The organism is Streptomyces sp. NBC_00483 (assembly GCF_036013745.1).
Taxonomy (GTDB): Bacteria; Actinomycetota; Actinomycetes; order Streptomycetales; family Streptomycetaceae; genus Streptomyces.
Genome location: NZ_CP107880.1, coordinates 4,357,660 through 4,372,302, shown reverse-complemented (window position 1 = coordinate 4,372,302; position 14,643 = coordinate 4,357,660). Strand labels below are relative to the sequence as shown.

The window sequence follows — 14,643 nt, the reverse complement described above, 5'->3', positions numbered from 1 at the left end:
AACCATCGTAACTCTATGCGGGAGCTTGCGGTCGAGTCTTTCGATATGCCGGTATCGTGCCGGGGTGCTGACTGTGACCTCTGTGAATGTGAACGGGCTCCGGGCCGCCGCCAAGAAGGGCTTCGTGGAGTGGCTCGCCGAGACCTCCGCCGACGCCGTCTGCCTCCAGGAAGTGCGCGCCGAGCCGCACCAGCTGCCGGAGAACGTGCGTGAGCCCGAGGGCTGGCACGTCGTGCACGCGCCGGCCGCCGCCAAGGGGCGGGCCGGTGTCTCCCTCTATACGCGGCGCGAGCCGGAGCGGGTGCGGATCGGGTTCGGCTCGGCCGAGTTCGCGGACAGCGGCCGCTACGTCGAGGTGGACCTGCCGGGCGTCACCGTCGCCAGCCTCTACCTGCCCTCCGGCGAGGTCGGCACGGAGCGCCAGGACGAGAAGATCCGGTTCATGGGGGAGTTCCTGCCCTACCTGAAGTCCCTGCGCGAGCGCGCCGCCGCCGACGGCCGCGAGGTCGTGGTCTGCGGCGACTGGAACATCGCCCACCAGGAGGCCGACCTCAAGAACTGGAAGGGCAACAAGAAGAACTCCGGCTTCCTGCCGGAGGAGCGCGCATGGCTGTCCTCCGTCTTCGAGCCTACGGACGGCGGCTACGTCGACGTGGTCCGCTCACTGCACCCGGACGTCGAGGGGCCGTACTCGTGGTGGTCGTATCGGGGGCGGGCTTTCGACAACGATGCAGGTTGGCGCATCGATTATCAGATTTCGACGCCGGGGCTCGCCGGGCGCGCGGTGAAGGGCTTCGTCGAGCGGGCCGCCACGCACGACGAGCGGTGGTCGGATCACGCACCCGTCACCGTCGTGTACGAGTAGGCGCCCGAGCCAGGAGCCAGGAGCCAGGAGCCAGGAGCCAGGAGCCAGGGAGCCGACATGACTGGGCCCCGTCCGGAGATCCGGACGGGGCCCAGTCACATGTGTTCAGGTGGCGTCACTGCTGGAAGCGGTCCTTGGCGTCCTGGGCGGCGTCCTGCGCCTTGTCCTTGGCCTGGTCCATGCCGTCCTTGGCGCGGTCCTGGCCTTCCTCGGACTTGCCCTCGGAGCCGCCCATGGCGTCCTTGGCCTTGTCCTGCAGCTGCTCGGCCTTGTCCTTGAACTGGTCAGAGATACCCATTTGATGCACTCCATGAAGGGTGGGGGTTGGGCCTCGACCAGACTTACACGGTGCCCGATTCGCCGCATTTTGATCAATGACGGACTGTGTTCGGGATGGCGGGTGGGATGAGGAAAGTGCAGGTCAGTGGCCTCGTGCGGCCTCGTCGGCGGCGCCGCCCGCGCCCACGAGGCCCTTGGAGACGGTGTCGAGGCGGCCCTCGAAGCGCCGCATCCGCTGCTGGCCGATGACTCCGATCGCCGCGGGCAGGTATCCGCGTATGCCCTGCATGCCGCGCAGCCACCACTGCGCGTACACGTGGGGCGAGCGGCGCTCGATGCCCGCCACGAGGCGGTCGACCGCCGGGCCCAGCGGGTACGTCTTGTTCGACGGCCACGGCAGCTGCTGGCGCAGCTCGCGCATCACGTCGTCCTGGTCGGCGCCGCGCACCATGTCGGTGTCCGTCCACGACAGGTAGCCGACGCCGACGCGTACGCCCTTGTGGCCGACCTCGGCGCGCAGGCTGTGCGCGTACGCCTCCACGCCCGACTTGGACGCGCAGTAGGCGGTCATCATCGGGGCGGGTGTGATCGCGGCGAGGGAGGCGATCTGCAGCAGGTAGCCGCGGGACTCCGTCAGTACGGGGAGGAAGGCGCGGGCCGTCACGGCGGAGCCGATGAGGTTGACCTCGATGACGCGGCGCCATGCCACCGGGTCGGATTCGGCGAAGGGGCCGCCGGTCGCGACGCCCGCGTTGGCGATGACGATGTCGACCTTCCCGAAGCGGTCCTTGACCTCCTGGGCGACCTGCGCCATCGCCACGTGGTCCGTGACATCCGCGTGCCACCAGTCGGCGTCGGAGTGCAGCCGCCCGGCCACCTGCTTCAGCTCGTCCGGTTCGAGCCCGACGAGCGCGATCTTCGCGCCGCGTGCCGACAGCTTGCGTGCGAGCAGTTCGCCCACGCCGCGCGCGGCTCCCGTGACGACCGCGACCTGACCTTCGAGACTGACCCTGCTCATGCGGCATCGGCCCCCTTCTGCGACTGCGACTGGTACTTCTGGGAAAGTTCGCGGATCTTCGTCGTGACGGCCTCGGGGGCCTCGACGGGTGTCATGTGGCCGAGGCCCGCCAGTTCGGTCAGGCCCGCAGAGTTGGGGAGCGCGGCGGCGATCCGGCGGGCGTGTGCGACCGGGGTGAGGCGGTCGTCGGTGCCTGCGACGACGGCGACCGGCATGGTCAACTGCTCGACCCCGGCGTCCAGTTGGAGGTGTTCGAGTACGTGTGACCAGCCGTAGCGCACCTCGCGCGGGCAGGCGTGCACGATTCGCGCGCAGGCCTCGACCTTGTCGGCGGCCGAACCCGGGCCCATCGTCGCGTACTTGAGGACCCGCTTGCCGATCGGTGTGACGGGACCGAGCGGTGCCTTGGAGCCGAGGATCGCGCGGGTGACGCGGGTGCGGAGGCCGCTCGCGCGCATCATCGGCACCACGGTCGCCTCGGCCACGAGCTGCGAGCTTCCGGTGCTGCACAGCAGGACGGCGGCCGCGTGCTCCTGGAACTTGGGGCGCCCGGCGGCGGCCATCATCGTCATGCCGCCCATGGAGTGCCCGGCGAGCACCGCCTGCTCGCCCGGCTCCAGCGTCGCGCCGAGCACGGCCTCCAGGTCGTCGGCCAACATGTCGGTGGTGTACGGGAGTTGGGTGGCTGCCGGGCTGCGGCCGTGCCCCCGCTGGTCGTACACGATCACCCGGTGGTCGGTGGCGAGGGCCCGCGTCTGCGCTGCCCAGAACGCCGTGGAGCAGGTCCAGCCGTGCGAGAGCAGCACGGCCGGGGCACCCTCGGGGCCGTGCACCTCGACGTGGAGCCGCGCCCCGTCCGCGGAGGTGACGGTCAGCTCGCGGGCGGCGACGGGCGGTGCGTACGGTCCCGTCGTCACATGGCGCATCAGACGGCTCATGCGGCGTTCACCTTGGCCTTCTTCTTGGTACGCGTGGGCGTGGCCGGCTCCGCGGGCGCGCGCACCACCTCGTACTCGCCTACGTCGACATGCCGGGTGGCGTGCCGGAATTCGGTGGTCGTGCCCGGCCACACCGTCGTGTTGACCCCGTTCTCGTCGAGGTACCAGCTGTTGCAGCCGCCGGTGTTCCACACGGTGCGCTTCATGCGGTCCTGCACGCGGTTGTTCCAGCCGTTGACGGCGGTCTCGCGCGGGTTGAGGGCGACGCGGCCGCCGAGGACGTGCAGTTGGCGCATGTAGTCGGCCAGGTAGTTCAGCTGGGCCTCGATCATGAGGATCATCGAGGAGTTCCCGAGGCCGGTGTTCGGGCCGATGACGGTCATGAAGTTCGGGAATCCGGCGGCCGTGGCGCCGCGCAGCGCCTTCATGCCGTTCTTCCACGACTGCATGAGCGTGTCGCCGTCGGCGCCGATCACCCGGTCCGCGATCGGCATGTCGGTGACGTGGAAGCCGGTGCCGAAGACGATCGCGTCGACCTCGGCCTCGCTGCCGTCCGATGCGACGAGGGTGTTCCCGCGGATCTCGCTCAGTCCGGAGGCGACGACGTCGACGTTGGGCTGGGCGAGCGCCGGGTAGTACGTGTTGGAGAGCAGGATCCGCTTGCAGCCGATGCGGTAGTCCGGGGTGAGCTTGGCGCGCAGCCCCGGGTCCTTGATCGCCCGGTGCATGTTCCGCTTGGCCAGCTGCTCGACCATGCCCAGTTCGTTCGGGTGCTTGGTGAACGCCTGGACCTGCAACTCCCGGATGCCCCACAGGAGTCCGCGGCGCGCCTGAGTGGTGACGGGCAGCTGCCGGTGCAGCCAGCGTTCGGCCGGCGAGATGGCCCGGTCGGCGCGCGGCATCACCCACGGTGGCGTGCGCTGGAAGAGGGTGAGGTGCCCGACCTCCTTCTGGATGGCCGGCACGATCTGGATGGCCGACGCACCCGTCCCGATCATGGCGACGCGCTTGCCCCGCAGGTCGTACTCGTGGTCCCACTGCGCGGAGTGGAAGACCTTGCCGGGGAAGGTGTCGATCCCGGCGATGTCCGGCGTCTTCGGGTCGGACAGCGGTCCGGTGGCGGACACGACGACGTCGGCGGTGAGCTTCCCCTTCGCCGTGTCGATCTCCCACCACAGCTGGTCGCTGTCCCAACGCAGCTGCGTCACCTCGGAGTTGAGGCGGATGTGCGGCCGAAGCCGGAAGGTGTCGGCGACGTGCTCCAGGTACTCCCGGATGTGCTCCTGCCCGGAGAACGTCCGCGGCCAGTCGGGGTTGGGTGCGAACGAGAAGGAGTACAGGTGGGACGGCACGTCGCAGGCGCATCCCGGGTAGCTGTTGTCGCGCCAGGTCCCGCCGACCGCGTCGGCCCGCTCCAGGACCACGAAGTCGGTGATCCCCTCGCGCCGCAGCCTGACCGCCGCGCCGAGGCCGCCGAAGCCGGACCCGATCACCGCCACTCGTACGTGCTCGTGCTCCTGCTCGGGCATCCCGGCGCCTCCTTTGCCGCAGCGACTCTGCCAGTGAATACTGGCGTAATTCGGAGAGTAGAGGCTCTGCGTACTCATGGGTAGGGGTCGGGCCAAGGAAAGTTACCGGCAGTACGGCATAAGGTTTCCGACGTGGCACAGGATGAGACGGGACACGGAAAGAAGCACGAGTACCGCATGGAAGAGCTGGCGAAGGCGGCCGGGATCACGGTCCGTACCGTGCGCTTCTACCGTGAACGCGGGCTCATCAAGCCGCCCCGCCGCGAGGGCCGCATCGCCTGGTACGACGAGACGCACCTGGACCGGCTGCGCACGATCGCCTCGCTCCTGGACCGCGGCCACACCCTCAACGGGATCAGCGAGCTCTCCGAGGCCTTCGACCGCGGCCGCGACGTCGGCGAACTCCTCGGCGTGCAGCCCACGGAGGAGGTCCCCGTCCGTCTCTCCGCCGCCGAGCTCGCCGACCACTTCGCCGACGACGTCACGCCCGAGAACCTCCAGGCCGCCCTGGATCTGGGCTACTTGGGCATCGACGGCGAGGAGATCGTGCACATCAGCCGCCGGCTGCTCGACATCTCGGCGGCCCTGGTCCGCGAGGGCATCCCGCTGGCCGACGTCCTGGCGGCGGCCAAGCGCGTGCGCGAACACGCGGACGCCCTGGCCACCCTCTTCACCGACCTCGTCGCCGAGCACGCCTCCGACAAGGACATCGACCGCCTGCGCCCGCTGGCGAAGGGAGTCGTGGAGGCGGAGCTGTCCCTCGCGCTCGACCGCAGGCTGGAATCGTCCGACGGGTCACCTGGGTAGCCACCAACGGGCCTTGTAGATCCCGCCGTTGACGTACTTGAAGGACCCTGTCGGCCGGTGCAGGCTCACGGTCGTCGTCCACCAGGTCTCCCCGAGCCCGGGCTCCGGGACGGTGGTGACCACCCGCCCGGTGCGCGGATCGTCCCCCACGCATTTCACGGACTTCCGGACGATCTCCGAGGCCCCCGCGAAGTCCTGCACGAAGCTGCGGCTCGCGATGTCGTACTGGAACACCGACGCGCTCGTCGTCACCCACATCCGCCCCGGAACCCCGGCCACGGGGAACAGGTCGTGCCCGCCGGCGGACTTGCCCGGAGTCGCGACCGGCAGGGCCACGCCGAACCGCCGCACCAGCGAGGGCCGCACCCGCGTGCCCTCCACCCCGTAGGCCACCAGCTCGTCGTCACCCATGACCCACAGCACCTCGCGCGCCCGGTCCCAGTGCAGCCCGTGCGCCCCCTTCAGCTCGGCCTCCGTGTACCGCGTGGAGTGCGGCCCGAGGGACGCCGCGTACAGGCGCACCCGCGCGCCCGTGCTGCACGCGACGGCGACGTTCCCGTCCGGCAGGATCTCGGCGGTGTGCGGGTTGATCAGATCGTCCCCGGGGCCGAGCGCCCCGGCCCAGTAGCGGCGCCCGCTCGGCCACTCCACCACGCCCACGAACCCGAACGAGGCCGTGGTCAGCACGAACGTACGCCCGCGATACCGGCGCGCCTTCGCCTCGCTCGGGTACACCCAGCTGATGTCGGGCTCGACGTCCCGGTACCGGGCGTCGCCCAGGGGTGAGAACGCCCAGCGCACGACGCCGGGATTCTCCGCCGGGTCCCACACCCCCACCCGCGAATCCATCACCAGCAGCCGCTTGCTCGCCTGCTCGGTGATGAGGACGGGTGGCAGCCCGGGAGTCGCCGCCGCGGCTCTCCCCGTACTGCCGAGTGCCAGCGCCGCCCCGATTCCCGCGGCGCCGAGCAGCACCTCTCTTCGTGAACCGTGCGATGAGCTGGGCGATGAACCGTGCGAAGAACCGCGCGACATGAAACCCCCCTGGGAGACAGGTAGTTGACCGCGTCGTCACCGTGTACGCGGCCAGAATCTGTCATGCCAGGGGGGAAGCGGGTAAGCCCTCCGCAGGACATTGGTCCGGCGGAGGAGCGGTCAGCGCGGTGGCAGCTTCGGTCGCCTCCGGTCGGGGACGTCCGAGTAGTCGGGCGGTGTCGTCGCGCCCTGTTCCGTCAACAGGTTGAGCGCCAGCTCCACCGCGTCGTCGAGCTGGGCGTGCCGGCCCTCCGCCCAGTCGAGGGGGGTGCGCAGGGCCTCGATGTCCGGTTCCACGCCCCGGTTCTCGATGGACCAGCCGTACTGGGGGAACCAGGCCGCGTTCATCGGCACCGTGATCACCGTGCCGTCGCCGAGCTTGTGGCGCCCGGTCATGCCGACGACGCCGCCCCAGGTGCGCTGGCCGACGACCGGGCCGAGCGCGAGCAGCTTGAACGCGGCGGCGATCATGTCGCCGTCCGACGAGGTCGCCTCGTCGGCGAGGGCGACGACGGGGCCGCGTGGGGCGTTCGAGGCGTACGACACCGCCTGCGCGTTGCGGGTCAGGTCCCAGCCGATGATCTTTCGGGTGAGTTTCTCGACGACCAGCTCGCTGATGTGGCCGCCCGCGTTGCCGCGTACGTCGACGATGAGCGCGGGCCGGGAGACCTCCATGCGCAGATCGCGGTTGAACTGGGCCCAGCCGGAGCCGCCCATGTCGGGGATGTGCAGGTAGCCGCACTTGCCGCCGCTCAACTCCCGTACGACGGCGCGGCGTTTGGCGACCCAGTCCTGGTAGCGCAGCGGGCGTTCGTCGACGAGCGGGACGATGGCGACGCGGCGGGGGCGGCCGCCGCCCTCCGCGCACGTGAAGGTCAGCTCGACGGTCGTGCCCCCCGCGCCCGCGAGCAGCGGGTACGGGCCCGTGACCGGGTCGACCGGGCGGCCGTCGATGTGGGTGAGGACGGCGCCGTCGCGGATGCCGGTGCCGGCGAGGGGGGAGCGGGCCTTGGAGTCGGAGGAGTCGCCGGGCAGGATGCGCTGGAGCGTCCAACGGCCGTCGCGGCAGACGAAGTTGGCGCCGAGCAGGCCCTGCGCCCGCTGGTAGTGCGGCGGGCCCTCGTTGCGGCGGGCGGCGGCGACGTAGGCGTGGGACGTGCCGAGTTCGCCGAGGACCTCTCGTAGGAGATCCGCGAACTCGTCGGGGGACGCGACCCGTTCGACCAGCGGCCGGTACTGGTCGAGCACCGCGTCCCAGTCGATGCCGCACATGTGCGGCTCCCAGAAGTAGGCGCGGATGATCCGGCCCGCCTCGTCGTACGCCTGCCGCCACTCGGCCGCCGGGTCGGCCTCGTGCAGGATGCGGCGCAGGTCGATCCAGACGGTGGTGTCGTTGTCGCCCGCCTCTGTGGAGGGCACGGCCTCCAGTTCGCCCTCGTCGACGACGACGAGCCGGGAGCCGTCGCCGCTGACCGCGAACCAGTCCATGTGGGCGACGAGTTGGGACTTCTTCCCCTTGACCAGGTCGAAGTGTTCGAGGGTGGGCTGGGCCGAGGGGTCGGCCGGGTTGGCGAAGGTCTCGCCGAGCGCGCCCGAGATCGGCCAGCGCAGCCACACCAGGCCGCCGCCTGCGACCGCGTGCAGCGACGAGTACTTGGACGCCGAGACGGGGAACGGCACGACACGGTTGGCGAGGCCCTCGATCTCCACGGTCGGCGTGCCGTCGCCGCCCGCGTCCTCGACCGGGTCGAGGCCGCCCGCCGCGGTCCGCCCGTCGGGGGAGAGGGCGAACGGGGACGGCGTCGCGGACGACAGCGGTACGAGGTAGGGGCGGCAGCCCAGCGGGAACGACAGGTCGCCGGTGTGCACGTCGTAGACGGGGTCGAAGCCGCGCCAGGAGAGGAAGGCGAGATAGCGGCCGTCCCGCGTGAACACCGGGTTCTCGTCCTCGAAGCGGCCGTTGGTGACGTCGACGATCGTCGCCGACTCGCCCTTCCCCGGGGGGACCGCGCCGATCGCGGTGGAGCCGCCGCCCCGGTTGATCCGGGCCATCTTGATCTGCCGCAGCGAGCGGCCGATGCCCGGGTGCGACCAGGTCAGCCAGGCGCCGTCGGGGGAGAAGGCGAGGTCGCGGACGGGCCCGTTCGTGGAGCGGATCAGCTCGGTGACGGTCGGTTCCTCCAGCGGCGCCTCGCCGCCCTCGTCGCCCACGTCGACGAGGAGCAGCCGCCCGTCGTTCGAGGCGATCGCGAGCCGCTCCCCGTCCGGGTCGGAGACCAGCTCCTGTACGCGGCCCAGCCGGCCGGAGGCGAACCGGCGCGGTGCCCGGTCGCCGCTGGCCCGCGGCAGGTAGGCGATCTCGACGGCGTCCTCGCCGTCGGCGTCGGTGATGTAGGCGACCTGGCCGCCCGAGCCCAGCATCTCGGGCAGGCGCACGCGCACGCCCGGGGTGTCGGCGATGGTGCGGGCGGGGCCGTCGCGGTGCGTGAGCCAGTACAGGCTGCCGCGGACGACGACGGCGCTGGCCCGGCCCGTCTCGTCGACGGAGAGCGAGTCGACGTGCTGGGCGGCGGGGACCTGGTAGCTGCGGCGCCCCGCGCGGGGGCCGCCGAGCCGGACCCGCAGCTTGCGCGGCACCGAGTCGGGGTCGAGGTCGTCGAGGATCCACAGGTCGCCCGCGCACTGGTAGACGACGCGGGTGCCGTCGGTGGTGGCGTGCCGGGCGTAGAAGGAGTCGTGGTCGGTGTGGCGGTGCAGGTCGGTGCCGTCGGGGCGGCAGGAGTAGACGTTGCCGATGCCCTCGTGGTCGGAGAGGAACGCGATGCGGCCGTCCACGAACATCGGGTCGTCGAGATGTCCGTCGAGGTCGGCGAGGATGCGCTGCCCGTGCACCCACAGCCGGCCCTGCGCGCCGCCCCGGTAGCGCTTCCAGGCGGCCGGTTCGTGCGGCGCCGTACCGGTCAGGAGCAGGGTCTGCCGCTCCCCGTCGATGTCGGCGACCTGGATGTCGGAGACCGGGCCCCAGGGGAGCTTGCCGCCGGGGGAGCCGTCGGTCGGGACGCTGTAGGCGAAGGTGAAGTACGAGAAGGGCTCGCCGTGCGAGGCGACCGCGAGGATGTCGCACCGGCCGTCCTTGTCGGGGGGAGTCCAGCCGCGCACCTGGGTGTCGACGCTGCCCCAGTACGTGAGCCGGCGCGCGGAGCCGCCGTCGACCGGCGCCACATGGATCTCCGGGTCGAGGCTGCGCCACGTCGTGTACGCGATGTGCCGGCCGTCGGGGGAGAAGCGCGGGTGGCTGACCTTGGTGCGGTCGACGGTGACCCGCCAGGCCCGCGTCGAGCCGTCGAGCGGCGCGACCCACAGGTCGTCCTCGGCGGCGAAACACAGCCGGTCGCCGCTGATGTGCGGGAAACGCAGGTACGCCCGGCCGTCCGCATCGTCGGTTGCCTCAGTCGCCTCAGTCACCTCCTCATGCTTTTCCGCGACGCGGCCTCCGGCAACCGGGACTCACTGAGAAGGGTGTGCGGGAAGGTGTGCGAGAAGGTGTGGCGCAGCGCACGAACGAAACCGTTTCGTTTCGCTAGTGGGCAGGGTACTTTTATGGCGTACGCATACGGAGAGGTCGGGTGGGTGACATGGTCGCCGAGGCAACGACGCGTCGCAGCCGGATCACGCCCGAGCGCGAGGCCGAGCTGTACGGCGCCGTGCTCGAACTTCTCCGCGAGGTCGGCTACGACGCCCTGACCATGGACGCCGTGGCCACCCGCACCCGGTCCAGCAAGGCCACGCTCTACCGTCAGTGGGGCGGCAAGGCCGAGCTGGTGGTGAAGGCGCTGCGGAGCCAGAAGCCGCACTTCGACGTGGTCGACACCGGCTCGCTGCGCGGTGATCTGCATGCGATGGCCGTCCGTGAGGACGACTGCCACATGGAGCAGAACAGCGCGCTGATGCGCGGCCTGATGGTGGCCGTGCACGCCAATCCGGATCTGCTCGCGGCCTTCAAGGAGTGGATCGTCGCTCCCGAGGTGTCCGGTCTCGACCGGATGCTGCGCAGAGCGGTGGACCGAGGCGAGATCCGGGCCGACAACCCGGCGCTCGGCTACGCGCTCCACATGCTGGTCGGCGCGTTCGCGACCCGCACGCTCATCGACGAAGAGCCGCCGACGCAGGAATACCTCGTCTCGTACATCGACGCTGTGGTCCTCCCCGCCCTCAGCGCCTGACCCTTTCCCAGCCGCCTGACCCTTCCCCACCGTTCCACCTGACGCACAACCGCTCATGTCGTCGGGCCGATCACACATGCCCTGCTGTCCTGTTGGACCCACGACCTGACCGGGAGTACGCCTCCGTGGCCACATTCCTCTACAAACTCGGCAAACTCGCGTTCCGCCGACGGCACTTCGTCGCCCTGATCTGGGTGGCCCTGCTCACGCTCGCGGGCGTGGGCGCCGCCACCGCGCCGACCGCCGCCTCCAGTTCCTTCTCCATACCGGGGACCGAGGCCCAGAAGGCCTTCGACCTGCTCGACCAGCGCTTCCCCGGATCCGCCGCCGACGGGGCCACCGCCCGCGTCGTCTTCGAGGCGCCGAAGGGGGAGAAGCTCACCGACCCGGCAAACAAGGCCGACATCCAGGACACCGTCGCCGAGATCAAGTCCAGCTCGAAGCAGGTCGCCTCCGTCGCGGACCCCTTCGTCGCGAAGACGCTCAGCAAGGATGGCAGGATCGCCTACGCCTCGGCCTCGTACAAGGTCTCCTCGATGGAGCTGACCGACGCCGACAGGGACGCGCTTCAGGACGTCATCGACGAGGCGAAGCAGACCGGTCTGACCGTCGAGGTCGGCGGTGACGCGCTCCAGGCGATGCCGGAGACGGGCGCCACCGAGGTCATCGGCATCGCGATCGCGGCCGTCGTCCTGGTGATCACGTTCGGCTCGCTGATCGCGGCCGGTCTTCCGCTGCTGACCGCGCTGATCGGTGTCGGCATCGGCGTCTCCGCCATCACGGCGCTCGCCAACGTGCTCGACCTGGGCAGCACCACGTCCACCCTGGCGATGATGATCGGCCTCGCGGTCGGCATCGACTACGCGCTGTTCATCGTGTCCCGGTACCGGGGTGAGCTCGCGGAGGGCCGGGACCGGGAGGAGGCCGCCGGGCGGGCCGTCGGCACCGCGGGTTCGGCTGTCGTCTTCGCCGGGCTCACCGTCGTCATCGCCCTGGTCGGCCTGGCCGTCGTCAACATCCCGATGCTGACGAAGATGGGCATCGCGGCCGCCGGCACCGTCGCCATCGCCGTGCTCATCGCGCTCACCCTGATCCCGGCGCTGCTCGGCTACGTCGGCAAGCGGGTGCACGGCCGCAAGGCCCGTAAGGACCTCGGTGAGAAGAAGGAGCCCAAGGTCAACATGGGCACCCGCTGGGCCGGCTTCGTCCTGCGCCGCCCGGTCACCGTCCTGATCGCGGGCATCGTCGGCCTCGGCGCCATGGCCGTCCCGGTCGCCTCGCTCGAACTCGGCCTGCCCGACGACGGCGCGCAGCCCACGAGCACCACCCAGCGCAAGGCGTACGACCTGCTCTCCGAGGGCTTCGGGCCCGGCTTCAACGGCCCGCTCATGACGGTCGTCGACGCCAAGGGCGCGGCCGACCCGAAGGCCGCGGTCTCCGAGGTCGTCCGGGAGATCAAGGGCACGGACGGCGTCGCGGCCGTCACCCCGGCGACGTTCAACAAGGCCGGCGACACCGCCGTCATCAGCGTCGTCTCCAAGTACAAGCCGTCGTCGGTCGACACCGAGAACGTCGTGCACGACATCCGCGACGCGGGCGCCGACATCAAGGCGGACTCCGGCGCCGAGCTGAGCGTCACCGGCTCCACGGCCATGAACATCGACGTCTCGCAGAAGCTCAACGACGCGCTGATCCCCTACCTGGCGCTCGTCGTCGGCCTCGCGTTCCTGCTCCTGATGGTGGTCTTCCGCTCGATCCTGGTGCCGCTGAAGGCGGCGCTCGGCTTCCTGCTGTCGGTGCTCGCCGCGCTCGGCGCCGTCGTCGCGGTCTTCCAGTGGGGCTGGCTCGGTTCGCTGTTCGGCGTCGAGCAGACCGGTCCCGTCATGTCGATGATGCCGATCTTCATGGTGGGCGTGGTCTTCGGTCTCGCGATGGACTACGAGGTGTTCCTCGTGACGCGCATGCGTGAGGCGTACGTCCACGGGGAGCGGCCCGCGCAGGCCGTCGTCACCGGGTTCAAGCACGGGGCGCGGGTGGTCACGGCCGCGGCGATCATCATGATGGCGGTGTTCGCGGGCTTCATCGGAAGCTCCGAGCAGATGGTGAAGATGATCGGCTTCGGCCTCGCCATCGCCGTCTTCTTCGACGCGTTCATCGTCCGTATGACGCTGGTGCCCGCCGTGCTTGCGCTGCTCGGCAAGAAGGCCTGGTGGCTGCCGAAGTGGCTGGCGCGGGCGCTGCCGAACGTGGACGTGGAGGGCGAGGGGCTGCGGACGGCCGACGCCGACCGTCCGGACGACGAGCGGGAGCTCGTCAGCGCGTGACGCCCTTCAGCGGGTGATGCCTTGAGGGGCCTTGGCCGGGGTGACGGTCGTGTAGGTGCGGCGCAGGAAGCGGACCAACGCTTTCGTGTCGAACTGCACGACCGTCACCCCGCTCGGCTTGTGCGGCGCGTGGAACTCGATGACCGTCTGCACGCGGCCGCACGGCCAGATCCGGACGGCGCCGCCGGTGACCGGGGCGCGCAGGCCGCGTTCGAGAAGCTCGCGGGGGAAGGCTCCCCACTCGCCGGAGCCGGGCAGTGCGACATGGACCGTGCCGCTCTCGTGGCGCAGCACGACGGGGACCGCCTGGCCCGCCTCGGGGGAATCGGTGACGACCCGGGCTCGCGCGTACTGCTCTACGTACTGCTCGACAATCGCCATGTCCTTAAATGTCGCATATATGGGGGTGTACAGACCAGGGATGGTCGGGGGGTAATCGGTGCTGAGACGCTATTGCAAGGCGTTCGCAACAAAGCACTATCATCGAACGGTTCACCGGACGCCGAACCCGGACGTCGAAACCGGACCCTGCCCCCGGCCCCCGAGCGGAGCTCCCTGCCATGCATGTCCCTGACGGATTCATCAACGCCCCCGTGTCGGCCGCCACGGGCGTCGTCGCCGCGGGCGCCGTCGCCGTCAGCCTGCGCGGCGTCCGCCGCGAGCTGGGCTCCGAACGGGCCGCGCCGCTCGCGGGCCTTGTCGCGGCGTTCATCTTCGCCGTACAGATGCTCAACTTCCCCGTCGCCGCGGGCACCAGCGGACACCTCCTGGGCGGCGCGCTGGCCGCGATACTCGTGGGGCCCTATACCGGGGTCCTCTGTGTGTCCGTGGTGCTGCTCATGCAGGGCGTGCTCTTCGCCGACGGCGGCCTGACCGCGCTCGGCGTGAACATCACCGACATGGCGATCACCACGACCGTCGTCGCCTACCTCGTCTTCCGCGGCCTGGTGAAGGTGCTGCCGCGCACCCGCCGCTCGATCACCGTGGCGTCCTTCGTCGCGGCGCTGCTGTCCGTCCCGGCCGCCGCGGTCGTCTTCACCCTGATCTACGCCATCGGGGGGACGACCGACGTCTCCATCGGCAAGGTCGCCACCGCGATGGTCGGCGTCCACATCCTCATCGGCATCGGCGAGGCCGTGATCACCGCGCTCACCGTCGGCGCGGTCGTCGCCGTGCGCCCCGACCTCGTGTACGGGGCCCGGGGCCTGCACCAGCCGCTGAAGCTGAAGGTGAACGGGGAGCTGGTGGACGCGGCCACGCCGGTGACCGCCCCTGTGGCCGCCCGCTCGCGCCGCAAGGTGTGGCTCGTCGGCCTGGCAGCCTCCCTCGTCCTCGCCGGCTTCGTCTCCTTCTACGCCTCGGCCAACCCCGACGGCCTGGAGAAGGTCGCCCACGACAAGGGCATCGACAAGAAGACCGAGCAGCACGCCTCCTCCGACTCCCCGCTCGCCGACTACGGCGTGAAGGACATCGCCAACGGCCGCCTCTCCGGCGGCCTCGCCGGGATCATCGGCGTCGGCGTCACCGTCGTCGCCGGGACCGGGATCTTCTGGGCGCTGCGCAGGCGGCGCGCCGGCGACGTGGCCTCGACCGAGGTCCCTGCCGCTTCGGAGCGGGTGTCCTGA

Annotated in this window: 12 protein-coding genes; 5 read left to right on the top strand and 7 right to left on the bottom strand. The window is 70.7% G+C overall.

What is annotated here, in order from left to right:
• Window positions 1-64: 64 nt before the first annotated feature.
• Window positions 65-865, top strand: a complete 801-nt coding sequence (locus OHA73_RS19295) for an exodeoxyribonuclease III (protein WP_327655660.1) — start codon at window positions 65-67, stop codon at window positions 863-865.
• Window positions 866-980: 115 nt separating this feature from the next.
• On the opposite strand, the gene OHA73_RS19290 is transcribed toward OHA73_RS19295, so the two are convergent.
• The 4 genes from OHA73_RS19290 to OHA73_RS19275 form a co-directional block, all read right to left on the bottom strand.
• Entirely contained in the window at window positions 981-1,163 is a 183-nt protein-coding gene (locus OHA73_RS19290) for a hypothetical protein (protein ID WP_266711126.1), read from the bottom strand.
• Window positions 1,164-1,286: 123 nt separating this feature from the next.
• Window positions 1,287-2,162 carry an SDR family oxidoreductase gene (locus tag OHA73_RS19285; protein ID WP_266711124.1) on the bottom strand — a complete coding sequence of 292 codons (876 nt, stop codon included), beginning with the start codon at window positions 2,160-2,162 and terminating at the stop codon, window positions 1,287-1,289.
• Window positions 2,159-3,100, bottom strand: coding sequence for an alpha/beta fold hydrolase (locus OHA73_RS19280; RefSeq protein ID WP_267070137.1), 942 nt, complete (start codon window positions 3,098-3,100; stop codon window positions 2,159-2,161). Before OHA73_RS19280 ends, OHA73_RS19285 begins: the two co-directional genes overlap by 4 nt.
• A complete protein-coding gene (locus tag OHA73_RS19275) occupies window positions 3,097-4,629 on the bottom strand; it encodes a flavin-containing monooxygenase (protein WP_267070138.1) in 1,533 nt (510 codons plus the stop codon). Before OHA73_RS19275 ends, OHA73_RS19280 begins: the two co-directional genes overlap by 4 nt.
• A gap of 177 nt (window positions 4,630-4,806) precedes the next feature.
• Here OHA73_RS19275 and OHA73_RS19270 point away from each other — a divergent pair, with 177 nt between their 5' ends.
• Entirely contained in the window at window positions 4,807-5,436 is a 630-nt protein-coding gene (locus tag OHA73_RS19270) for a MerR family transcriptional regulator (protein WP_443063217.1), read from the top strand.
• Here the strand turns inward: OHA73_RS19270 and OHA73_RS19265 are convergent.
• Together OHA73_RS19265 and OHA73_RS19260 are read right to left on the bottom strand one after the other, a co-directional pair.
• Window positions 5,425-6,471, bottom strand: a complete 1,047-nt coding sequence (locus tag OHA73_RS19265) for a DUF6528 family protein (protein ID WP_267070140.1) — start codon at window positions 6,469-6,471, stop codon at window positions 5,425-5,427. The genes OHA73_RS19270 and OHA73_RS19265 overlap by 12 nt on opposite strands.
• Before the next feature lie 120 nt (window positions 6,472-6,591).
• Window positions 6,592-9,936, bottom strand: a complete 3,345-nt coding sequence (locus OHA73_RS19260) for a S41 family peptidase (RefSeq protein WP_327655659.1) — start codon at window positions 9,934-9,936, stop codon at window positions 6,592-6,594.
• 170 nt (window positions 9,937-10,106) lie between these two features.
• Between OHA73_RS19260 and OHA73_RS19255 the strand changes: the two genes are divergently transcribed.
• On the top strand, window positions 10,107-10,694 hold the full coding sequence (locus tag OHA73_RS19255) for a TetR/AcrR family transcriptional regulator (RefSeq protein ID WP_266711112.1): 588 nt from the start codon (window positions 10,107-10,109) through the stop codon (window positions 10,692-10,694).
• Window positions 10,695-10,819: 125 nt separating this feature from the next.
• Window positions 10,820-13,018 carry an MMPL family transporter gene (locus tag OHA73_RS19250; RefSeq protein ID WP_327655658.1) on the top strand — a complete coding sequence of 733 codons (2,199 nt, stop codon included), beginning with the start codon at window positions 10,820-10,822 and terminating at the stop codon, window positions 13,016-13,018.
• Between the two features lie 6 nt (window positions 13,019-13,024).
• Here OHA73_RS19250 and OHA73_RS19245 read toward each other — a convergent pair whose 3' ends face one another.
• A complete protein-coding gene (locus OHA73_RS19245) occupies window positions 13,025-13,399 on the bottom strand; it encodes an SsgA family sporulation/cell division regulator (RefSeq protein WP_327655657.1) in 375 nt (124 codons plus the stop codon).
• A 179-nt stretch (window positions 13,400-13,578) separates the two neighbouring features.
• Between OHA73_RS19245 and OHA73_RS19240 the strand changes: the two genes are divergently transcribed.
• Complete coding sequence (locus tag OHA73_RS19240) at window positions 13,579-14,643, top strand: energy-coupling factor ABC transporter permease (protein ID WP_327655656.1); 1,065 nt, start codon at window positions 13,579-13,581, stop codon at window positions 14,641-14,643.

Coding starts and splice junctions, on each gene's coding strand:
- OHA73_RS19290 (WP_266711126.1), bottom strand. CDS start 1,163: ATGGGTATCTCTGACCAGTTCAAGGACAAGGCCGAGCAGCTGCAGGAC.
- OHA73_RS19285 (WP_266711124.1), bottom strand. CDS start 2,162: ATGAGCAGGGTCAGTCTCGAAGGTCAGGTCGCGGTCGTCACGGGAGCC.
- OHA73_RS19280 (WP_267070137.1), bottom strand. CDS start 3,100: ATGAGCCGTCTGATGCGCCATGTGACGACGGGACCGTACGCACCGCCC.
- OHA73_RS19275 (WP_267070138.1), bottom strand. CDS start 4,629: ATGCCCGAGCAGGAGCACGAGCACGTACGAGTGGCGGTGATCGGGTCC.
- OHA73_RS19270 (WP_443063217.1), top strand. CDS start 4,807: ATGGAAGAGCTGGCGAAGGCGGCCGGGATCACGGTCCGTACCGTGCGC.
- OHA73_RS19265 (WP_267070140.1), bottom strand. CDS start 6,471: ATGTCGCGCGGTTCTTCGCACGGTTCATCGCCCAGCTCATCGCACGGT.
- OHA73_RS19255 (WP_266711112.1), top strand. CDS start 10,107: ATGGTCGCCGAGGCAACGACGCGTCGCAGCCGGATCACGCCCGAGCGC.
- OHA73_RS19245 (WP_327655657.1), bottom strand. CDS start 13,399: ATGGCGATTGTCGAGCAGTACGTAGAGCAGTACGCGCGAGCCCGGGTC.
- OHA73_RS19240 (WP_327655656.1), top strand. CDS start 13,579: ATGCATGTCCCTGACGGATTCATCAACGCCCCCGTGTCGGCCGCCACG.